This is a genomic window from Arsukibacterium sp. UBA5043 (assembly GCA_002415085.1).
Classification (GTDB): domain Bacteria; phylum Pseudomonadota; class Gammaproteobacteria; order Enterobacterales; family Alteromonadaceae; genus Alishewanella.
Window position 1 is genome coordinate 141,227 of record DIBV01000013.1, and the last position, 22,754, is coordinate 163,980.

Below are 22,754 nucleotides of genomic sequence, written 5' to 3' on the forward strand. Positions count from 1 at the left end.
AGCGACCATGCGAATTCTCCATACGTCCGACTGGCATTTAGGTCAGCACTTTATTGGTAAAAGCCGGGCGGCTGAGCATGCGGCTTTTATGCGCTGGCTGGTGGCGCAGGTAGATGAGTTGAGTGTTGATGCCATTATCGTAGCCGGTGATATTTTCGATACTGCCACCCCACCCAGTTATGCCCGCGAATTATATAACCAGTTTATTGTTGAGCTGCAGCCGAGCGGATGTCAGCTGGTGATATTAGGCGGCAATCATGATTCTCCTGCAGTACTGGCCGAAAGCAAGCAACTGCTGACAAAGCTGAATACCCGGGTTATACCCACGGTACAGGCTGATGTGTCTGAACAAATAGTGATATTGAACGATAGCAGCGGACAGCCCGCCTGCGTGCTGGCTGCAGTACCTTTTTTACGCTCACGTGATGTGTTGCAAAGCCAGGCGGGCCAAAGCGGTCAGCAGAAGCAGGCTGATTTGCAGCAGGCAATCGCCCGCCACTACCAGCAGTTGTTTGAACTGGCACAGCAATACAACCAACAACATCAGTTACAGCTGCCTGTTATCATGACTGGCCATTTAACCACGGTAGGTGTCAGCCAGTCTGAGTCGGTGCGCGATATTTACATTGGTACCTTAGAGGCGTTTTCGGCCAGTCAATTTCCGGCTGCGGATTACATTGCACTGGGCCATATTCATCAGGCGCAACAACTCAACAGCAGTACTGACATCCGCTATAGCGGCTCTCCTATTGCACTCAGTTTTGATGAAGCGCGCCAGCAAAAACAGCTATGGTTAATCGAATTCAATAACCAGCAAAAAACGGTCAGCAGCATTGTTATTCCGTGTTTTCAACCTTTGGCCAGCATTAAAACCGATTTGGTCAGTTTACCTGGCATGGTAACGCCACTGCTGGCCAAGCTGACGGAAGGCGCCACCTTGTGGCTGGAAGTGGTTATTAGCGCCAGTGATGGCTATTTAACTGACTTGCAACCACGGGTTGAGCAACTGCTTGCCGACCAGCCGGTTGAATTATTAAAGCTGCGCCGCGAGCGCAATAGCAGTGGCGGCAGCTTACAGCAGCTTAAGCAAACCAGTCTGGCAGAGTTGGCACCGGCCGATGTCTGGCAGGCCCGGCTGGCAGAAGAAACCCTGACCGCGGAGCAACAACAGCAGCTGAGTGCGTTGCATCAGCAAGCACTGGCTAAAGTGCAGGATGCGGCTCAGCAAGCCGAATCAGAATCACAGGCAGGGTTAGCTAAGGCATGAGGATTTTAGCGGTACGGCTGCAAAACCTGAACTCGTTGCGTGGAGAGTGGTGTATCGATTTTCGCCAGCCGCCGTTTGACAGCACCAGTTTATTTGCCATTGTTGGCCCCACCGGCGCGGGTAAAACCACCATTTTAGATGCGATTTGTCTGGCGCTATATCATCAGACTCCCCGCTTAAAAACCTCGCCCACCAGTAATGAGCTGATGAGCCGGCACAGCAGCGAGTGTCTGGCCGAAGTCGAGTTTGAAGTGGCCGGTCAGGCTTACCGGGCATTCTGGAGTCAACGCCGGGCCCGCGGCCAGGCCGATGGCAATTTGCAGGCAGCAAAAGTAGAGCTGGCTAAGCTTGACGGCACCATTCTGGCTGAAAAAAACAATGAAAAATTAAAACTGATTACTGAACTGACTGGCTTGGATTTCGGTCGCTTTACCAAGTCAATGTTACTGGCGCAGGGCAGCTTTGCGGCGTTTTTAAATGCCGATGCCAATGAACGGGCCGAGCTATTAGAAGAACTGACCGGCACCGATATTTATGGCCGGATATCGATGCAGGTATTCAGTGATGCCCGCGAGCAAAAAGCGGCGCTGGAATTGTTGCAGGCGAAGGCGTCTGCGACGGAATTGCTTTCTGCTGAGCAGCAGCAGGAGTTGACGGCTGAACTGGTGACGGTTAAAGCTCGGCTGAATGAACAGCAGCTGGCCGTCAACAAGCACAGGCAACTGCTGCAATGGCGTCAGCAAGTTACTGCAGCGGAGCTGGCACTGCAACAAAGCCGGCAGGAAGCAGCAGAGCTCAGCACCGAACAGGCCAGGCAACAACCAAAGCTTGCCCGGCTTAAAAGCCATCAGCCAGCCAGTAAACTGGCACCGCTGTATCAGGCATTACAGCAAGCAACGCAGCGCCAACAAAATTTACAAGCCAGCCTGCAACAGTTGCTGGTTCAAACCGAATCGGGCCGCACTGAGCAGGCCGCGCTGTTATGGCAAGGCTGGCAAAACTTGCTGGCTGCTCAGCAACGTGCGCAGCAGCAGCAGCAAAAACTCAGTCAGCAGCAACAAGACTTGCAGCAGCAGAAAAGCCAGCTGGCAACAGCGTTACAGCAGCAAACTGCAGCCCAGGCTACTTTGAAGCAGCAACTGACCAAGCTGACGCAGGACGGCGACGCTGAAACAGTTCGTCAGCAGCAACAGTGCATGCGAGAACGTTTATTTCAATTGCAACAGGCGCTGCGGTTACTGGCGCAGCAGCAAAAGTGGCAGCAGCAACTGGCTGAACTGCAGCAGCAGCTCAGTACCAAACAGCAGCAAGTTACCCCACTTACTGAGCAGCTAGCCACGTTACGCAGCCGCTTTAAAAGCCTGAGCGAGCAGATTGCCGACAAAAAGCAACTACTGGCGCAGCAGCAACTGATTATGCAGTTGTCAGAGCACCGGGCGAACTTACAACCTGAGCAGCCTTGTCCGTTATGTGGTAGCACCGCGCATCCTGCGGTTAGCGAGTATCAGCAACTGGATGATTCGGCCACTGCTAAACGTCTGACTGAAAAAGAGGCAGAGCTTAGTGCGGTGCAAACAGCTGGCGAAGCAGCCCGCACCCGTCAGGCAGAACTGGTGACAGAAACAACGCAGTTGCAACGGCAGACCACGCAGTTACAAACTGAACTGGACGAGTTGCACAGCCAGTTACAGCCGCTGCTGCAAGACACCGGTAGTAAGGCAGTGCAAGCAAACGGCATTAAACTTACTCAGACACTTAACGAGCATTATAAAGATATTCAACAACAACTTGCTAGCCATGAGCAAAAGCTGAAACAACTGGAACAGCACCAACAACAGTTGCAGCAGTTAGTGATAGAACAGCAGCAAACAGAGCGCGGGCAAATCGAAACAGACCATAAGCTGGCCCTGCTGGCCCAGCAGCAGCAAAACCTGACTGAACAGCAAGTGGCCAGCAGCAGCGAGCTGGCGCAATGGCAACAACAATGGCAGGCGCTGCAGCAGGCTGAGCCAAAAGTAACAACTCAATACGCTGATCTGGCTGCGCTGAAAAGCGGGTTGCAGCGGCTGCAACAACAATTACAGCACTTTGAAGGGCAGCAGCAAGAGTTGCAACGTCAGCTTGAGCAGGTCAAAGCAGAACAGCAACTTGCTGCGCAGCAGTGGCAACAGGCTATTGCTGCCAGTGACTTTAGTGATGAAACCGCTTTTCTGCAGGCATTGCTCAGTGATGTCGAGCTAAGTGAGCTGACGACGCTACAGCAGCAACTGCACCAGGCGGAGGTTGCTATCAACCGGTTGGTAACAGATCGGCAACAACGCCTCGACGAGTTGGTTATGCAGCAGCTCAGCGCAGAACCACTGGCCCTGTTACAGCAGCAGCTGCAGCAGCTGGAGCAACTGGGTCAACATCTTACTGAGCAGCTGGGGCGGTTGCAACACCAGTTAGACAACGATCAGCAACGTCGTGCCAATCAGCAAAGTTTGCGGGCAAAAATTACTGAAGCAGAGCAACAACTGGCCCTCTGGCAACGGCTCAACGGCCTGATTGGTTCTGCGGATGGCGCTAAATACCGGCGTTTTGCCCAGGGCCTGACCCTGCAACAATTGGTGGTGCTGGCTAACCGCCAATTGCAATTGTTACACAACCGCTATCAGCTGGCACGTCACCCTAGCGCAGAGCTGGAATTGCAGGTGCTCGACACCTGGCAGGCCGACACCGCGCGGGACACCAAAACCTTGTCAGGTGGCGAGAGCTTTCTGGTTAGCCTGGCGCTGGCGCTGGCATTATCGGATTTAGTCAGCACTAAAACCAGCATCGATTCATTATTTCTGGACGAAGGGTTTGGCACGCTCGATGCCGATACGCTGGAAAGTGCGCTGGCGGCGTTGGATCAACTTAATGCCAGTGGCAAGATGATCGGCATTATCAGCCATGTGGAAGCATTAAAGCAGCGGCTACCGGTGCAAATCAGACTGGAGAAACAGCACGGATTGGGTTACAGCCAAATCCGGATCAGTCAGTAGCTGGTGAGCACTGATTTTTTAATAGCTCAGCAAATGTTGCAGCTGGCACTGGCTTACTGAAATAATAGCCCTGATAGTAATCACAATGCTGCTCACGTAAAAAATCCAGTTGTTCAACCGTTTCCACACCTTCGGCCAGCACTTTAAATCTCAGGTTATGAGCCAGATCTATAATCGCTTTAGTAATACTTTTATCGTCTTCTGCCGAGGGTAAGTTTTCGATAAAGCGGCGGTCAATTTTCAGTACATCCAAAGGCAGGCGCTTTAAATAGGCTAAAGAAGAATACCCGGTGCCGAAGTCGTCTATTGCCAGTTTTATACCTTGCTCGCGCAGCGCAGTCATGGTTTTAATGACCACATCCTCGTCACCCATCAAGGCATTTTCTGTTACTTCCAACTCCAGGAAAGACGGATCGAAACCGGTTTCCCGCAAAATACTGGTTATTCTTTGCTGCAAGTCACCCTTGTTAAATTGCTGAGCTGATACGTTGATGGCAAGGTTGATGTTTGGTAAGCCGGCCAGTTGCCAGGCCCGGCCTTGCTGGCAGGCTTGTTGCAATACAAAATTGCCAATCTGATGGATTAAGCCACTGGCCTCGGCCAGTGGAATAAACGTATCCGGGCCTATTATGCCATCGCTGGGATCAATCCAGCGTAACAGCACTTCTGCACCAACAATGCGGCCGCTTAGAATATCAAGCTGCGGTTGGTAATAACAGGTTAAGTGATTTTGTTTCATGGCATTGCGTAAGCGCTGCTCTAATAACAAACGAGCTCTGGCCTGGATGGTCAGGCTGTCAGAATAAAAACTGTAAGTATTGCGACCGTCTGCTTTAGCGCGATACAGTGCGGCATCAGCACCCTGCAACAGCGCCTCAGCGCTATCAGCGTGGCTGGGATAAATACAAATCCCGACCGACGCTGCCACGGTGATATCGTTGTGCAGTTCCAGGGTGAAAGGAGCATGTAACTGTTGCAGAATTTTATCAGCTACCCTGGCGGCATCTTCCGGCTGCGCCAGCTGCTCAACCAGAAACACAAATTCATCGCCACCGAGCCGGGCCAGGGTATCGGTCTCCCGGCAACTCAGATTCAGACGCTCAGTTACCTGCAATAGCAGCTCGTCCCCGGTCTGATGTCCAAAACTGTCATTCACATCTTTAAAATGGTCAAGATCAAGGATCATCACCGCCAGAAACTGTTGATTGCGCTTGGCTAGTTTTACTGCGCTAGTTAAGCGGTTACTGAAATGTTGGCGATTGGGAAGCTGGGTCAGAGGGTCAAACTCCGCTAAAAAGGCTAACTCTTGGGCCTGACGTTTACGTTCAGTTAAATCGATATCAATGCAGAAAATCTGTGGAGATTGCTCGGGTAATTTGACCACTGCATGATTTGAAAATACTGAAATAAGCGAACCATCTTTGCGTTTCAGGGTAAGCTCTTCGGCAGCTATCGGCTCTGCGTTTTCAGCCATGTAGGTCATGGCCTGCCGCACTTCATCATGGGCTTCATCCGGTATTATCAGCTCCAGCAAACTTCGGCCAAGCGCTTCTTCTTTACTGTAGCCATAAATTAACTCACTGGCCCGGTTCCAGTATATGGTCGTGCCAAACTGATCATACCCCTGAACCGATATTTGAGGCGCATTATCCAGCAGGGTACGAAAACGTAACTCACTTTCAAGTAGCTGTTGCTCTGCCAGTTTCTGAGCTGAAATATCCTGCACCACCGCAATAAAATATGGTGCGGTATTCGCACTATCTGGTGCAGTAGATACCGCGAGCTTAACCCACACCACTTCGCCGGTTTTTCCAAAGTAGCGTTTTTCAAGCGTGTAACTTGTGGTAATTTTTTGCCGCAATTGGATAAACTGTTGTTGATCGTTATCCAAATCTTCCGGATGGGTGATCTGATGGAACGACATATCGAGCATTTCAGCCGGGCTGTATCCGAGCAATGCGGCAAAATGTTGATTAATTCGTAAAAATTTACCGTCAGCATTAACGTGGGCAATGCCAGCAGCGGCATGTTCAAAAGTATCAGTAAATGCTTGCTCACTAGCTTGTAATGTTGTGGTCAGGCGTTGATGCTGACGCAGAAGCAGCCAGGCCAGTAATCCGGTAAGACCAACATAAAACAGCCCTTTATAAGTTTGATACCGGTTCAGTTGCTCTGAATTGTCAGTCAGCATGCTCAGGACGCTATCGCTAAATAAGATCCAGCATACCCCTAGCAAAACATACATTAATCCACCCATTACCGGGTAAAGACGTAGTGTTTTAGCAGCGCCTTGTTGCTTCATCATTCACTTCTCTGGCACAAATAGCGAGACACCGTTTCCGGTGATGAGAAGGTTAAGCATAGTGTAAAAATAGAAAATAAAAATTAATTAATAAAGATTCTTATTAAATAAGAATGCCTTAGCCACGGGGTTTGGCTAAGGCACAGCAGGGCTTAAAAAGAGTAAACCAGGGTTAAAGAGGTTTGGGTGTCAGTGTTTTCTTTATTCGGCTGTACATCAGAATCGTTCTGTACCAGAAAAGCCGCTTTCATTTGCATGGCACCGTTTATTTTCGCTGTCACTGAGGTTTCAGCAATGGTACGGGTATTATCTTCACCGTACTCCACACTCAGTGTCTGACTAAAAGCTGCCGATTCACTGATTTGCCAGTTGTAGGCCGCTGCGCCACGGACAATAAGCCCGCTTTCTGATTCCCCGGTCGCTCGTTTACCACTGAAATAACCCGGACCTATTTCGACATCCAGATGTTGTGTTTCAGCGTCATAAAGCCGGGTACCATAACCGACAGCCACGGTATTGTATTTTTCGAAGGCGCCAAATTTATCGCTGGTATGCGAGCCGATAATAAATAAATTATCGTGTTCGGTATCCAGTTTATAGGCACCTTTGGCCGAAATAAGATAACGTTCGGCAGAGCGTTCGGTTACGGTATTACCGTCAGCATCGAGTTTTTCATCCTCTTTAAAATAGGCGCTGACGATATACTGATTACTCCATTGCTCCAGTTCCTGTCTGGCATCAATTTTACCGGTAATCGAGGTACCAACCGTATTACCGGAAGTGGTAATAGCACCAAGCTCTGCAGAGGTTTTCCAAATCTTATCATCATCCGTCGCTGCTTCCTGCGCACTGAGGGCGCTGCTAACGGCAATGCTGGCCAGCGCCAATACAGTGAATAACCTCATGCTTACTCCTTAGTATCTGCTTGATCTTTAAATAAATGCACGTCCATTTGCGGAAATGGAATACCAATGTCGTTGGCATCAAACGTTAATTTCACTTTTTCCAGAGTGTCCCAGTAAACGCCCCAGTAGTCAGCTGAATTAACCCAGGGCCGAACGTTCAAATTTACAGACGAGTCAGCTAGCGCACCAACCTTGATGCTGAATTCTGGTTCGGCAAGCACCCGCTCATCGTTTTTCAGAATGTCTTCCAGCAGTTTTTTAGCCAGCAATAAGTCTGCATCGTAGCTAATACCGATGACCAGATCGACTCTGCGGATAGGCTCTGCCGAGTAGTTTGTGATGGGATTGCTGGTGATCTGAGCGTTTGGCACGATAACCCGTTTGTTGTCTGGGGTTTTCATTTGCGTCTGAAAAATTTCTATTTTTTCGACCGTGCCGCTGACACCACCACCATCAATAAAGTCACCTGATTTAAACGGCCGGAACAAAATAATCAGAATGCCTGAAGCAAAATTGGCTAAGGATCCCTGTAATGCCAGACCAATGGCCAGACCGGCAGCGCCGAGAATAGCAATGAAGGCGGTAGTTTGTACTCCAAGTTGCGATAACGCCATCAGGATAGTGGCAATAAGAATAATGGCATAGACAATACTGACCAGAAACGCCACCACGGCTTTATCGACAGAGCGGGCAAGCAACCCACGCTCCAGCAAACGTGATACTCCTTTCGCAACAAACCGACCAACATAAAAAATAACAATAGCAGCAACCAGCTGCAACAGATAGCCGAGTACGACTTCGTGATTTTCCTGATAAAATGTCGTTATCTCTTCCATTACACATTCCTTATTAAAACGTAATATCGTAGCTAGTTTAGCAATCTTAGCCCGTTGATGGTACGCCAGTGCATGCTTTAAGTAAAAAAACTTGGTTGGCGCGGCAATTTTAGCTAAAATATTCACTACACACAGTGGTGATTGTAGCTCAGTTGGTAGAGCCCCGGATTGTGATTCCGGTTGTCGTGGGTTCGAGCCCCATCAGTCACCCCACTCTCCCTGCTGCAGCCTTTATCAATACCGATGGTTTCGCCGGCTCCTAAGATGGCAAACCATGGCTTGACCCTGCTACGTCTGCGCTCTATTGTTAAGATCACTTTTAATCATTACCAGCACTGAAATGGATTTAACGTCACTTCAACAGCAGTTACAGCGTCCTGATCTCGCGCCGGTAGAAAGCTGGCAGCCAAAATTCTGTGGCGATCTTCCACTGTTAATCACCGCAGATGGCCGTTGGTTGTATCAGGGCAGTGAAATCCGTCGTCAACCGATGGTACGATTATTTGCTTCAGTATTAATTTGCCAGCAACAGCAATTCTTTCTGCAAACCCCGGTAGAAAAAGTGCGGATCCAGGTAGAGGATGCGCCATTTGTGGTAGTGGCTAGCGAGTGGCAGAGCACAAAAAACGGGCCTTTGCTTACCCTCATCACGAATATTGGTGACGCGGTAAGTGTCACTCCGGAGTATCCATTACGATTACGCTGGTTTCAGCAGCAGCGTTTGCCCTATCTGCAATTGTGGCGCGGTTTATCGGCCCGGTTAAATCGCAATACCTATTATCAATTGATTGAACAATGTCGGGACGTTTACTGTGATGGTGAACGCCATTATCAACTGAAAAGTGCCGGTTATCCGTTTACCCTGGGCGTGCTGGCCTGATACTGCATTTCAACTGACAAATGATGGGCTGTACCGCAGTCTTGTTGCCAATCAGCGGCCGGCGGGTGCACATTGAGCCAACTACACAAGGAAATTTATTATGCGCAAAGCAGTACTACCCATTGCAGTTGCTTTTTGTTTGAGCAGCGCTACCCTCAGTGCCGCGACCCTGATCCATGCCGGTAAGCTAATTAATGTTGAGAGCGGTAAAATTTTAACCGAACAAACCATCATCATTGAAGGTGAAAAAATTACCAGTCTCGAGGCGGGCTATCGTCAGCCAGGCAGTGGCGATCAGGTAATAAACCTGACGGAACATACGGTGATGCCAGGCCTGATGGATATGCATACCCATTTTTATACCCAGTTTAGTCCCACCGTATATAGTGAAGGCCATCGGTTAAATGAGGCTGATTTTGCCTTGCGTGGTGCGGTGTTTGCCGAAAAGACATTAATGGCAGGGTTCACCACAGTGCGTGAATTGGGAGACAATTATCAGATTAGCGTGGCATTGCGCAAAGCGATAGCGCAGGGCTACGTTAATGGACCCAGAATCTATGCCGCCGGCAAATCTATCGCTACTACAGGCGGTCACGCTGACCCCACCAATGGGGTAGCTTTTGCGCAGATGGGGGATCCAGGCCCGAAAGAAGGGGTAATAAATGGTCCGGATGAGGCAAGAAAAGCCGTGCGTCAGCGCTATAAAGAAGGCTCCGACCTGATAAAGCTTACGGGCACCGGTGGCGTGCTGAGCGTGGCTAAAAGTGGCACAAACCCTCAGTTTACAGATGCTGAGTTTGCCGCTGTAGTGGAAACCGCCCGGGATTATGATATGAAGGTTGCGGTACATGCGCATGGCAAAGAGGGCATGGAAAGGGCCATAAAAGCGGGGGTGGACTCCATTGAACATGGCACCTTTATGGATAAAGAGACTTTTGCCCTGATGCGCAAACACGGTACTTACTATGTGGCCACGATAAGTGCCGGCAAGTGGGCAGCGGAGAAAGCAGCGATAAATGGTTTTTTCCCTGAATTAGTGCGGCCCAAAGCCGCGAATATTGGCAAGCTGATTCAACAAACCTTTGGTGAGGCCTATAAAGCCGGGGTGAAAATTGCATTTGGCACCGATGCCGGGGTTTTCCCTCACGGCGACAATTGGCGTGAGTTTGTTTATATGACGGAAGCGGGTATGCCAGCCATGGCCGCTATACAGTCAGCGACCATAGAAGGGGCGCGTTTATTGGGAGTGGAAGCGGAGCTTGGCAGCATTAAAGCAGGTAAAATTGCTGATATTATTGCCGTATCGGGAAATCCGTTACAAGATATCAGTGCGATGGGCGATGTCAGCTTTGTAATGAAAGCCGGCACTGTTTATAAACCTGTTAATTAAAGCAAGCATTCGATACTACATGGCCTGTAACGTGTAGCGTTCAGGCCAATAGTCGGTAGCAGTTAGGCTGGTTTAAATCGCTGCAGTAATTTGCTGACATCAGCCAGAATTTGTGGCGCCAGATTTTTTTCAGCCTGCAGTCGTTGCTTGTCTTGTTCTGCCGTAACCTGTTTGCTTTGCTGTTTACGTGTTTGATGTGTTGGCATTTCTTTGACTACCTGATACATCTGAAAAATACCGGGATAGTCTGTAGCAAGTGGGCCCTGTAGTTGCTCCGGTAAGCGATTGAGCAACACCCATACCCGCAATGCCCCTTCTGATAACTCACACTGGTCTGCATCGACAGCTTTGCAAATAGTAAAAATACTTTGCTCAACATACTGTTGATTCTGCAATTGTTGCTGCTGTTGTTTTGCCGCCAACTGTGCGTGGTGTTTAGTTTGCTGTTGCAATAGCAACAACAGCTTGCCTGCATAAAATGCCAGACTTGCTATTATCACTGCCGCCAGTACTACCAGTATTATCAGCCAGGAGTTTTGCATTAATCCTCATCACCTAATATAGACTTACGCCAATCTGTACGCTCAAACTGAGCTAATGGATCGTCATCTGTATCAGCAACTATGTTATCAGCCAGACCAAGCTGCTCCAGCAGTTGTTCAAGTCTGGCTGTTTTTGCGTTAAAGTACTTGGCCTCTTTGCCGGTCAGAATTTCATTATTCTCAACCCGCTCCAGCAATTGCTGTAACTGCTGATCGTTTTCAATCAGGGCCAGCTCTTCTGCTGCGCTTAAGCCTGGCTCTACAACTTTGTTTAACCGAGCTTTTGGCTGCAAATCAACTTTAACCTGCGGCGCCTTTACCGGTTCAGACACTAACGCGATTGGCTTTTTACTCCCCGTTCTGGGATCTTTTGGCTCGCTGCGACCAGCCTGTTGTGCTGCTTGCTGTTCAATAACCGAATTACGACTACCGGATTTTTTGCCCGCGCCTTTTTTCTTGGTTTCTTCTTTAGGCTGGCGTAGTTTGCGGGCTTCTGAAGCTGGCAAATGGCGCTGACCATTGTCGCCGGCATTACGGCTTTTCTTTTGACGCGTCATAACAGGATACCTGTACAAAAGGGCGCATATTTTAACCAGATTTCTGCAGGATCACCACATCATTCGTTACAAAGTCTGCAGTCATTTTTGTTTGTGTCGCTAACCAGCGAAAAGTGTCCTGATGAAAAAAACTGACGTGAGTGGGATCCGTCTTGTAATGCCAGCGGCTAAAGGCATTTAAATCGGTATAGCGTTTGGTCATTATCGCCAGTGTTCCGGCCGGCTTCAATAATTGCTGCCACAATTGCCACTCTATTCCGGGATTAACAAAATGCTCTATTGCTTCGCTACAACAGATAAAATCATACCGTTGTTGTAATGCAGCAGGATTAGCAGCGAAGTACGGATCCCACAGTTGCATATTATGCCCGGCATCACCAAGCATCTTTGCTAACAATGGACCGGGGCCGCAACCAAAATCAAGGCCTGCCAGGCCTGTATCTTTCAGCGCAGCCAGTAACGGCTCACTTAAACGCGTCAGAAATTGCCGGTATCCGTTATCATTCAAATCATTATTATGCAGTAAATACTGTGCATATTCGCTTTCGCTGCTAAGTATGGCCGCGCGGTCAGCAAACACCAACGCGCACTGATCACAGCGAAAATACTGGCGTTGTTTATCCTGATAAAATAAAGCGGGTGAGCGGGCCCGGCACAGCGGACAAAAGGAATTAGCAGGCTCTGCCTTAATTGCAATCAACAAAATACCTTACTCAAAACACGGTCGCATCAGACAGTCGTTTTTTATAAAAAACAAAAGGGCGATAAGATCGCCTTATCGCCCCGTTTATACTTGTGCCTACGTGGACACTTCTCTCAATTTCGCTAAATCATCCTGATGCGTTTACAACGACCCTGTTAATTTAAGTTCCCTATATTATTGCTTATCTTCCGTGTATAAAATTTTATTCTTTACGACCATCCTGGTACTTTATTACTCATCCCTGGGCGTTTTGCAACGCGATGCACCTTCCTGATGCCAAATAGAGTGTACCGATATCGGCACTTACTTCCTTGCCGCTTGCGCATTTCCCTGTTGTTATTTGTTACTAAACGTAACTGTGTTTAATTTACTCTGATCTGAGCAGATGACAAGTCTCTGCCGAAAAAAAATGCAGTATTAATCATGGCTTATGGTTTAATCGATTCAGAAACAATGACTTATGGTTTTATGGCGGGAGTAAGATAAGTTCAATAATTTTATTTTATGGTCAATTTCGCACAGCTGTGTGAGATATATCTCACAAAATAATGGCACCGAACAGGGCCCAGACCCTGTTCGGCAAGGTAGATTAGTGCAGGCCGCCCAGATATTGCGACAATACTTCAATATCTTCATCGCTTAGTTTTCTGGCAATGTCACCCATCATACCGTTCATATCATTGGCACGGGTACCATTGCGAAACTCCATCAGCGTTGCTTTCAGGTAAGAAGCATGCTGGCTGGATATCTTTGGAAAGCCAGCAAGGCTGGTGCCAACACCGCGGGGTCCATGACAAGCAATACAGGCTGCAATACCACGTGCCTCGTCGCCACCACGGTATAATTTCTCACCTTCGGCAATCACATTTTCCGGTGTGGTACCACTGCTCATCGATTGTGACGAAAAATAAGCTGCCAGGTCTTTCATATCCTGGTCACTCAGTGACGCGACCATACCGAACATGATGGCATTGTTACGGCCTTCCTTGCCGCCCGTGGTCATTCCCAGTTTATAATCAGTTAATTGTTTATAAAGGTACTCAGCATGCTGGCCGGCAATTTTGGGATAAATATCTACCATGCTGTTACCGTCAGTACCATGACAAGCGACACAGGTTGTTGCTTTTGCTTTGCCTGCTTCAGCATCGCCATCAAAAGCGTGGGCTGTACCGATTAAACCGATTAACAGCGTCAGTGGAAGTACGAGTTTTTTCATTTTATATCCATCTCTGTCCGCATTAAACTGCCAGCAAGCTGGCAAGCAAGTGAGTTTAAAAGAATCTGTGCTGCCATTTTACACGAAACTACTGAAAGTAAAATCCCATCTGCGCGGCAAAAGCTTCTTCCGATCTGCCAGATCCGTTACAATGGCCCAAATTTAACCGCCGGAGCAGGCAGTGTACAAAGCAAAATTCAATTACCAACAAGCTAGTTTTTTAACCAGCGCCCCTGATATTAAGGCATTACCGGCGGATACCGGCATCGAAGTTGCCTTTGCCGGCCGTTCTAATGCTGGTAAATCCAGTGCATTAAATACGCTGACGCGGCAAAATAGTTTAGCCAGAACCAGTAAAACACCTGGTCGAACTCAACTTATTAATACTTTTGGATTTGCAGAAGACAAAAGATTGATTGATTTACCTGGCTATGGTTTTGCTAAAGTACCGTTAGCGGTAAAGGAAAAGTGGCAGAAATCGTTGTCCCAATATCTTGAAAAGCGTCAGAGCTTGCAAGGGTTGGTGGTATTAATGGATATTCGCCATCCATTAAAAGATTTAGATCAGCAATTAGTGCACTGGGCGGTGCAAAGTGATTTGCCTGTGCTAATTTTATTAACCAAAGCTGATAAGCTGGGTTCGGGTGCCCGTAAAAAAACTTTACTGGAAGTTCGGGAAGCGTCGTTAGCTTTTATGGGCGATGTGACTGTTCACATGTTCAGTTCACTGACCAAACTTGGGATGGATGAATTTGAGCAGACACTGGATAGCTGGTTTGACTCTAATCCGGCAAGTTAGCAACCATAAAAAAACCGACACCAGGCAGTGTCGGTTATAGCAAACGGGGAGAAGCTAATAATTCAAATCAACAGGGTGTCCTATCGCTAGGACCGCGTCATTATACAATAAATCTGCCCGGTTTGAAGTATTTACTCTAAAATATATTGCTAAATTTCAGTTTTATCGTAGTTATTTTACAGTTTACTAAATTTCAGATAAAAAAACGCCCCGCTGAAAACAGCGGGGCGGCTAAATAAGCCTACTTTCTATTGCTTGCACACCATGCCTGGGCTAGTGGCGTAGCGCTGAAAGATAGAACATCTTACCTCTGTACCCTACAACACAAATTTTAACCACTCAGCCGACGATTGCAAGTTTTTTATGTAATAAAACTACAAAAAAACATTATTGGCCGGCTTTTGGCAATTAATGGTAATTTAATTACCATTAATTGCTAAGTCAGAAGTGTTAGTGGGCCTGATCCCAGTTGTCACCGCTGCCCGCTTCAGCCAGCAATGGCACCTTTAAACTGGCGGCGCTTTCCATTATCGCAACCAGCTCAGTTTGTACCCGGTTTAAGTCGCTATCAGGCACCTCAAATACCAGTTCATCGTGTACCTGCATGATCATTTTTACCTCACTACCGGACTGGCTGGCGAGCCAGCCATCCACTTTAATCATAGCTATTTTGATAATGTCGGCAGCGGTGCCCTGCATCGGCGCATTAATGGCGGCCCGTTCCGCACCTTTTTGCCGGCCCATATTCCGGGCATTAATATCAGGCAAATATAAACGGCGACCAAACAGGGTTTCGACATAGCCCAATTCATGCGCCTGTTTGCGGGTGTCTTCCATATAGCGTAATACTCCGGGAAACCGGTCAAAGTAACGATTCACATAGCTTTGGGCTTCACTGCGACTGATCCCCAGTTGTTTGGCAAGGCCGAACGCTGACATACCATAAATCAGACCAAAGTTAACGGCTTTGGCCTGACGACGCTGTTCAGCGTTAACCTCATCCAGCGCGACACCGAATACTTCTGCAGCCGTCGCTTTATGGACATCTAAGCCTTTTGCAAAAGCATCCAGCAAGGCGTTATCATCTGAAAGATGCGCCATTATCCGTAGTTCAATCTGAGAATAATCGATTGCCAGTATTTTTTTCCCGGCCGGGGCGATAAAGGCCTGGCGGATACGCCGTCCTTCCTCACTACGAATTGGAATATTCTGCAGGTTAGGCTCAGTAGAGCTTAACCTGCCGGTAGCGGCAATGGCCTGATGATAAGAGGTATGAACCCGACCTGTTGTCGGGTTTATCACTTTGGGCAGTTTATCGGTATAGGTTGATTTCAGCTTACTTAAACCGCGGTGCTCGGTAATCAATTTTGGAAATTCATATTCCAGGGCCAGTTCAGCTAATACTTCTTCGGCCGTGGATGGCGTGCCGCCCGGTGTTTTTTTCAGTACTGGCAAACCCATCTGATTAAAAAGTATTTCCTGTAACTGTTTGGGTGATGCCATATTGAAAGTCTGTCCCGCCTGCTCATAGGCCTGCTCTGCCAGCTCATCAATCCGTTTTGCTAGTTGCTGGCTCTGCTGAGCCAGTACTTTGCTATCGATTAGCACACCATGTCGCTCAATTTTACTCAGCACAGAAAGTAACGGTACTTCGATGTCAGTCAGTATTTTCTTCAGGCCGGGTTCGGCCTCAAGTTGAGGCCATAGTTTAAGATGTAACTGCAGGGTAACGTCGGCATCTTCTGCTGCATAAGGCGCCGCCTGTTCCAGAGCAATCTGATTAAAGGTAAGCTGTTTAGCACCTTTACCCGCAATATCCTCAAAACTGATATTACTGTGTCCCAGATATTTCAGCGCCAGGCTGTCCATATCATGCCGGCTGGCTACCGAATTAAACACATACGATTCGAGCATAGTATCGAAGCAGATACCTTGCAGATTAATGTCATACCGTGCCAGAACGCTGCTGTCGTATTTCAGATTCTGGCCAACTTTCGCTTTGTTGTTATTCTGCAGCCAGGGGGTCAGGGCAGCCAGCACATCTTCACGGTTCAGTTGCTCAGGTGCGCCGACATAATCGTGCGCCAACGGTAAATACCAGGCCTGGCCGGGTGCTACGGCAAAAGACATCCCAACCAACTCGGCCTGCATATAATCGAGACTGGTGGTTTCGGTATCGATGGCGGTCAGTTCGGCGCTATCCAGCACCTGCAGCAGTTCTGTAAAGTCTTCCTGGTTCAGAATAGTTTTATATTGACTGCGATCCAGCGTTGGTGTCACGGTTGCAGGCGCTTCTGCTTCTGCATTATTCTGACCAGCTGGCTGTGCCGATTCGGCCGTGGCCAGCAGCTCGGGTGCCTTGTGCTGCAGAATTTCTGCCAGCCAGCGTTTAAACTCGCAATGGCGGTATAACTCGGCCAGTTGCTGTTGGTCTGCCGGCTGAATGGCCAGATCATCCAGCTGGCAATTCAGTTCCACATCGGTTTTTATCGTCGCCAGCTGATACGATAACTGTAGTTGCTCTTTGTGCTCAGAGAGCTTGGCAGCCATGGTTTTGGCGCCACGAAAATTCAGTCCGGCTACTTTATCAAGCTGCTGATAGATATTGTCAATCGACCCCAATCCCTGCAACAAGGCGGCGGCTGTTTTTTCACCGACGCCAGGCAAGCCAGGAATATTATCGACTTTGTCACCCATCAGTGCCAGATAATCGATTATTGCTTCCGGAGCTACCCCAAATTTTGTGACGACCGATTCAGGATCAAGCAGAGTGTTAGTCATAGTATTGATCAGGGTAACGTGACCATCTACCAGCTGCGCCATATCTTTATCACCGGTAGAAATCAGCGTGTGCCGCCCGGCACTGCTAGCCTGCCGGGCCAGGGTGCCAATAACATCATCAGCTTCCACGCCGCTGATGCACAGCAAGGGTAAGCCCATGGCTCGCACTATCTGATGAATTGGTTCAATCTGGCTACGCAAATCGTCGGGCATCGGCGGACGGTTAGCTTTATATTCACCGAACATTTCGTTGCGAAAAGTTGGACCTTTGGCATCAAAAACGACCGCCATATGGCTGGGATTGTATTGACGCAACAAACTTTTCAGCATGTTGATCACGCCATAAATGGCACCGGTGGCTTCCCCACGGGAGTTAGTTAGATGTGGCGGAGAATGATAGGCGCGAAAGAGGTAAGACGAACCATCAACTAAAATCAACGGATTCTTTGGAATATATACCATGGTTAAACTGTCCTCTGGAAATTTGTCATAGCATGCCACAGCCCTCTGTTGACAGCCAGAATTGCCGCAGTGAACAAAGAAGGATTTTTAACTGATAAGCTGTGGATAACTTTGTGCAAAACTAATAGGGTAGCGCCACGCATTTAAAAAAATGATGGGTAAGAAAGCTGTTTAACTGTTTGATCTATATAGTAACTGAGGGGGAAATCGCAAACGCCCTTGTTATTATTATTTTACATCTACTTTGTGGAAAAACTTTCTACGGGGTCTGGGTGGGGCTAGACAACTTAATCAATCCCTGACTTAGTAGGTCGAGTAGACTACCACAAACCGGACCGATGCATAGTAGTTGTTTTAAATAATTTCGCTATTAAAGGTTAGCTGTTAAAGAAGCTAAAAGCATAAAGCAACATTGACAAGGCTTAGCGGGGTACCGAAATGGCGAAAGCATGGTTGATCCCGCCGGATTATTTTGCCGTAAGTACCCTTGATCCCGGATTGATTAATAAAACGGCAGTTCAGATCGGCATTGCAGTCTTTTAATTGCATTAGCTTGCAGGCTATAATGCCAGCAATATGAAACTGGCTTCAGCTATGGGAAACTTTTAATGAAGAAACTAACTTTTGCGCTGGCTACAATGTTGCTGGCGATTGGTGCGACCGCCAGCACTGACAACAATGAAGAATTAGCCAAACGCATTGCGCCGGTAGGCCAGGTGTATATTGCCGGCCAGCAAGCCGAAGTGGCTGCCGTGGCCTCTGGCCCCCGCTCTGGTGAACAAGTATATAATGGTGCTTGCATTGCATGTCATGGTACGGGCGCCTTAGATGCACCTAAGCCTGGCTCCGACAGCTGGAAACCCCGCATTGCCCAGGGCTTTGATGTAATGTTAAAACATTCTATAGAAGGCTTTAATAATATGCCGGCGATGGGTACCTGTGCCACCTGCAGTGAAGATGAAATTGCGGCTGCTATCCGGTTTATGACCGACGGCGTGTAACAAAACAATCGCGTCAACCAGAATAAAACCGTGCAAAGCACGGTTTTTGTTTTTAAAAAAGGCACGATTTTCTCCCTGTTTGACTGTTCACGGCTTCCATGTGGCGAAACTTTGTGCATAATAAGGGCTATTCTCAAACCAGCATAAGCAGAGCAGAAATAAGTTGAAGCTAAATGGATCACAACTCCAACTAATAAAAGCCAAAGCCCGCCGGTTAACTACCCTGATTGGCCGCTATAAGCAGGCTTATACTATTCAGGGCGCGCTGTTAAAATTGTCGGAACTGGCGAGTACCATCAGTGATATGCGGGAATTTTATCCGGCTATCCATAAAATGGTGTCAGAGCTGCTGCATGCTGAAAACTTTTATGTCGTGCTTTACGAGATGGGCACTGAACAATACCAGCTACAATATTTTTCTGACGAAAAAGACCAGCAATATATCAAGCAAGTACCTTCAACTGCATTTTCCAGTGGCCTGACAGGTTATGTTACCAAAACAGGCAAACCCTTGTTGTGCGATAAAAACCAGTTTAACGCCATGATTGCAAATGGCGATATTCGGGCACAGGGTTCTGAATGCACCCATTGGATGGGGATTCCATTGTGGCGCGATGAGCAGCTAATCGGCGTAATGGCGATTCAAACTTATGACAGCGATTATCGCTATGGCGACCAAGAGTTGGCGATGTTTCTGAGCATCGGCGGCCACACCGTCACTGCGCTGGATCGGGTGAAAAGCCGTGAACTGCTGGAGCTGACCGTCCAGGAACGAACCCAGCAATTACAGCTGATTAACCAGTCATTACAAAAAGAAATTAAAGAACGCACGAACGCTGAACGGCTGCAGGCTGCCTTATATGAAATTTCTGAGCTGACGTCCAGTAGTCGTGATATGCAAAGTTTTTATAAAGCCGTGCATAAGGTACTGGCGGGACTGATGTCGGCAGACAACTGCTACATCGCACTGCTAAATAGCGATCAGACCAAACTGACGTTCCCGTTTTATCTTGACCAGTATTCGCCTCCGGCAAGGGAAAGGCCGATTAGCCGTGGTTTTACTGAATATGTTATTCGGTGTGCTGAGGCGCGCTTAATTAACACTGATGCCGCAGAACAGTTAGCGTCAGAGGGTGAAATCCGCCGGGGCATGGCAGACCCAATGCAACGCGCAAGATTATCCTCATGCTGGTTAGGCGCTCCCCTGCTGATAGATCAGCGGGTCATTGGGGTCATTGCCGTGCAATCGTATGACAATGCTTACGAATACACGGAGCAGGAGTTGAGTATATTGCGCTTCGTATCGCAGCACATCGGTGTTGCCATTCAGCGAAAACTGGCAGCAGAAAAACAAAAGCAGCATCAGGAAGAGCTGGAACGTAAAGTGTTTGAAAGTACCCGCGAACTGCGTCAGACCAATTTATTTTTGCGACTACAGGTAGAGGAGCGGAAAAAAGCAGAGCAAAAGCTGTTTTATGAAGCCAATCACGACCTGTTAACCAGCCTGGCTAACCGTCAGATGTTTCTGGAGCAGTTAAAGCGGCAGTTTGCGCTCTATAAACGCCAGCCGGAAGTGGGAATGGCGCTGCTTTTTCTTGATCTGGACCGTTTTAAACTGATAAACGATACCCTCGGCCACCATATTGGTGATGCCTTTCTGATCGAAACCAGTAAACGTATTCTAAGTGCGGTACGTGAGCATGATTTAGCCGCCCGGTTGGGAGGTGATGAGTTTGTAGTATTACTACAAAATCTGCAGGGCGATCATGACGCCGAAGAAGTAGCACAGCGGATTATTGATAAAATACGAGAGCCTTATTATCTGGAAGGTCAGCAAGTTAATTCCGGGGTCAGTATTGGTATTGCATTAATGCAAGTGGACTATAGTAACGGTGAACAATTGTTACGTGATGCCGACGCCGCTATGTATCATGCCAAGGCTCTGGGTCGTGGCCGTTATGCGATATTTCAGGACAAAATGCGCGACCAGATGCTTCGTGCACTTGGCGCCGACTAAATTAGTACCTGACGCGCCTGCCCACTATTGCCATATTACAACAGTCAGAATTAGTCTTTTTTCAACATCTGGCGCAGTCGCTCCAAATGGGCCTGGCCGGTTTGCTGGCGTTGCTGTTCGGTTTTCACCGGCGCCGTCTGCTGCCACTCTAAATCGTCCTGCGGTAATTCATGCAAAAAACGGCTTGGTTCAGGCCGTATTACTTCGCCGTACTGGCGACGTTCTTTGGCGTAAGTGAAAATCAGTTCACGTTGGGCCCGGGTGACCCCGACATACGCCAGTCGTCGTTCTTCTTCCACGTTATCTTCATCAATACTGCTCTGGTGCGGTAATAAACCCTCTTCCATACCCACCATAAACACATACGGGAATTCAAGGCCCTTTGAGGCATGCAAGGTTAACAACTGTACCTGATCGGCGTTATCTTCCTGCTGCTGGCGCTCCATCATATCGCGCAGGGTCAGCCGGGTTACCACCTCTGGCAGGGTCATGGCGTCATGCTCGTCATCACCCTCCAGCATGGTACTGATCCAGCGATACAGTTCGTTGACATTTTTCAGCGCCATTTCAGCTGCTTTCGGGCTGTTACTGGTTTCAAACAACCAGGCTTCATAATGGCTCTGCCGGATTAAGTCGCGCACTGCTTCCGCCGGATCGGCCCGCTTGGCGTTATCGGCCACCTGGTTTATCCAGTTAGCAAACTGCTGTACCGCCTGCTGGGCCCGGGCCGACAAGTGCATGGATAGTTCCATATCACAGCAGGCTTCGAACAGGCTGATATTTTTACTGTTAGCCAGATTACCCACCTGCTGCAAGGTCGCTGCGCCTATTTCCCGGCGCGGCACGTTAATAATCCGCAGCAAAGCGTTGTCGTCATTCTGGTTTACCAGCAGCCGCAGGTAGGCCATCACGTCTTTAATTTCACTGCGGGCAAAAAACGAGGTGCCGCCGGAAATTTTATACGGAATGCGGTTGGTCATCAGGGCTTTTTCAAATACCCGCGCCTGATGATTACCTCGATACAGCAGGGCATAATCACGGTATTCACTGCGGTTAATAAAGCGGTGCGAAATAATCTCGGCCACCACTTTTTCAGCTTCGTCTTCTTCATGTTTGCAGGGCAGTACTCTGAGCGGCACGCCGTAACTGTTCTGACTGAACAGCTTCTTTTCAAATTCATGCGGATTATTGGCGATCAGAATATTGGCCGCTTTTAAAATCCGCTCAGCCGAGCGGTAATTCTGCTCCAGCTTAATCACATTTAAATTGGGAAAATCTGTTTTCAGCAACACCAGATTTTGCGGCCGGGCGCCACGCCAGGAATAAATGGACTGGTCATCGTCGCCCACCACGGTAAAACGCTGCCGTTCACCTACCAGTGCCTTAACCAGCTCATACTGGCTGGTATTGGTGTCCTGGTATTCGTCGACCAGCAAATACTGAATTTTCTGCTGCCATTTTTGCCTGACTTCACTGTTGTGCTGAAACAGCAAGGTCGGGATCAGAATTAAATCATCAAAATCTAACGCGTTATAGGCTTTTAGCTGGTCGCTGTACTGCTGATAATAATTAGCAAAGCTGATACTTTGCGGGTCGCTCGCGCGCTGGATAGCCAGCGCCGGCAAGGTTAAATCATTTTTCCAGCCGGATATTTTACTTTGCAGCGCTTTTAATAAGTCTTTATCACCCTGAAACTCATTGGTGGTCAGCTCTTTTAACAGCGCCATACTGTCCTGATCGTCAAACAGGCTGAAGCTGGGCTTGTAGCCAATATGGCGGTACTCTTTTTTAATAATTTCCAGACCAAGAGTATGAAAAGTAGAAATGGTCAGGCCGCGGGTTGCGGTTTTCGGTAGCTGGGCCTGAATACGCTCACGCATTTCCCGCGCCGCTTTATTGGTAAAGGTAACAGCAGCGATATGGCGGGCAGGTAGCTGACATTGCTGAATTAGATAAGCAATTTTATTGATAATGACCCGGGTTTTACCACTGCCCGCACCCGCCAGCACCAGACAGGGGCCGGCAATATACGTTACAGCGGCGTTTTGTTGCGAATTTAACTGCATAACC

General features: G+C 48.4%; 16 protein-coding genes and 1 tRNA gene. 8 read left to right on the forward strand and 9 right to left on the reverse strand.

From position 1 onward, the window contains the following. Positions 1–7 precede the first annotated feature (7 nt). Both sbcD and sbcC read left to right on the forward strand, forming a co-directional pair. Complete coding sequence (gene sbcD, locus B2Q61_RS12140; protein ID WP_290620619.1) at positions 8–1,267, forward strand: exonuclease subunit SbcD; 1,260 nt, start codon at positions 8–10, stop codon at positions 1,265–1,267. Then, entirely contained in the window at positions 1,264–4,293 is a 3,030-nt protein-coding gene (gene sbcC / locus B2Q61_RS12145) for an exonuclease subunit SbcC (protein WP_290620616.1), read from the forward strand. Before sbcD ends, sbcC begins: the two co-directional genes overlap by 4 nt. On the opposite strand, the gene B2Q61_RS12150 is transcribed toward sbcC, so the two are convergent. The 3 genes from B2Q61_RS12150 to B2Q61_RS12160 all read right to left on the reverse strand — a co-directional run bounded on the left by B2Q61_RS12150 (position 4,283) and on the right by B2Q61_RS12160 (position 8,336). Next, complete coding sequence (locus tag B2Q61_RS12150) at positions 4,283–6,598, reverse strand: putative bifunctional diguanylate cyclase/phosphodiesterase (RefSeq protein WP_290620614.1); 2,316 nt, start codon at positions 6,596–6,598, stop codon at positions 4,283–4,285. The genes sbcC and B2Q61_RS12150 overlap by 11 nt on opposite strands. Before the next feature lie 149 nt (positions 6,599–6,747). Then, the gene (locus B2Q61_RS12155) at positions 6,748–7,500 is read right to left on the reverse strand and encodes a DUF481 domain-containing protein (RefSeq protein WP_290620612.1); all 753 of its coding nucleotides are present in this window, start codon (positions 7,498–7,500) and stop codon (positions 6,748–6,750) included. Between the two features lie 2 nt (positions 7,501–7,502). After that, a complete protein-coding gene (locus B2Q61_RS12160) occupies positions 7,503–8,336 on the reverse strand; it encodes a mechanosensitive ion channel family protein (RefSeq protein ID WP_290620610.1) in 834 nt (277 codons plus the stop codon). 137 nt (positions 8,337–8,473) lie between these two features. Between B2Q61_RS12160 and B2Q61_RS12165 the strand changes: the two genes are divergently transcribed. The 3 genes from B2Q61_RS12165 (at position 8,474) to B2Q61_RS12175 (ending at position 10,606) form a co-directional block, all read left to right on the forward strand. Then, a tRNA-His gene (locus B2Q61_RS12165) sits at positions 8,474–8,549 on the forward strand. 127 nt (positions 8,550–8,676) lie between these two features. Then, a complete protein-coding gene (locus B2Q61_RS12170; RefSeq protein ID WP_290620608.1) occupies positions 8,677–9,216 on the forward strand; it encodes a DUF1285 domain-containing protein in 540 nt (179 codons plus the stop codon). A 100-nt stretch (positions 9,217–9,316) separates the two neighbouring features. After that, positions 9,317–10,606, forward strand: coding sequence for a metal-dependent hydrolase family protein (locus tag B2Q61_RS12175; RefSeq protein WP_290620606.1), 1,290 nt, complete (start codon positions 9,317–9,319; stop codon positions 10,604–10,606). 62 nt (positions 10,607–10,668) lie between these two features. On the opposite strand, the gene B2Q61_RS12180 is transcribed toward B2Q61_RS12175, so the two are convergent. From B2Q61_RS12180 to B2Q61_RS12195, 4 genes are all read right to left on the reverse strand, one after another. Beyond that, positions 10,669–11,148: a DUF2489 domain-containing protein gene (locus B2Q61_RS12180; RefSeq protein WP_290620604.1), complete on the reverse strand. Its 480-nt coding sequence runs from the start codon at positions 11,146–11,148 to the stop codon at positions 10,669–10,671. Beyond that, complete coding sequence (yihI, locus tag B2Q61_RS12185) at positions 11,148–11,705, reverse strand: Der GTPase-activating protein YihI (RefSeq protein WP_290620602.1); 558 nt, start codon at positions 11,703–11,705, stop codon at positions 11,148–11,150. The genes B2Q61_RS12180 and yihI overlap by 1 nt, the downstream gene beginning before the upstream one ends. A gap of 31 nt (positions 11,706–11,736) precedes the next feature. After that, positions 11,737–12,405, reverse strand: a complete 669-nt coding sequence (locus tag B2Q61_RS12190; RefSeq protein WP_290620600.1) for a class I SAM-dependent methyltransferase — start codon at positions 12,403–12,405, stop codon at positions 11,737–11,739. Between the two features lie 592 nt (positions 12,406–12,997). Beyond that, positions 12,998–13,624, reverse strand: a complete 627-nt coding sequence (locus tag B2Q61_RS12195; RefSeq protein WP_290620598.1) for a c-type cytochrome — start codon at positions 13,622–13,624, stop codon at positions 12,998–13,000. Positions 13,625–13,805: 181 nt separating this feature from the next. On the opposite strand from B2Q61_RS12195, the gene yihA reads away from it, so the two are divergent. After that, the gene (gene yihA, locus B2Q61_RS12200; RefSeq protein WP_290620596.1) at positions 13,806–14,423 is read left to right on the forward strand and encodes a ribosome biogenesis GTP-binding protein YihA/YsxC; all 618 of its coding nucleotides are present in this window, start codon (positions 13,806–13,808) and stop codon (positions 14,421–14,423) included. A 450-nt stretch (positions 14,424–14,873) separates the two neighbouring features. Here the strand turns inward: yihA and polA are convergent, their stop codons facing one another. After that, the gene (polA, locus tag B2Q61_RS12205; protein ID WP_290620594.1) at positions 14,874–17,666 is read right to left on the reverse strand and encodes a DNA polymerase I; all 2,793 of its coding nucleotides are present in this window, start codon (positions 17,664–17,666) and stop codon (positions 14,874–14,876) included. A gap of 608 nt (positions 17,667–18,274) precedes the next feature. Here polA and B2Q61_RS12210 point away from each other — a divergent pair. Together B2Q61_RS12210 and B2Q61_RS12215 are read left to right on the forward strand one after the other, a co-directional pair. Then, entirely contained in the window at positions 18,275–18,667 is a 393-nt protein-coding gene (locus B2Q61_RS12210) for a c-type cytochrome (RefSeq protein ID WP_290620592.1), read from the forward strand. 163 nt (positions 18,668–18,830) lie between these two features. Then, the gene (locus B2Q61_RS12215) at positions 18,831–20,684 is read left to right on the forward strand and encodes a sensor domain-containing diguanylate cyclase (protein WP_290620590.1); all 1,854 of its coding nucleotides are present in this window, start codon (positions 18,831–18,833) and stop codon (positions 20,682–20,684) included. Positions 20,685–20,734: 50 nt separating this feature from the next. Here B2Q61_RS12215 and rep read toward each other — a convergent pair whose 3' ends face one another. After that, entirely contained in the window at positions 20,735–22,750 is a 2,016-nt protein-coding gene (gene rep / locus B2Q61_RS12220) for a DNA helicase Rep (protein ID WP_290620588.1), read from the reverse strand. Positions 22,751–22,754: the final 4 nt, after the last annotated feature.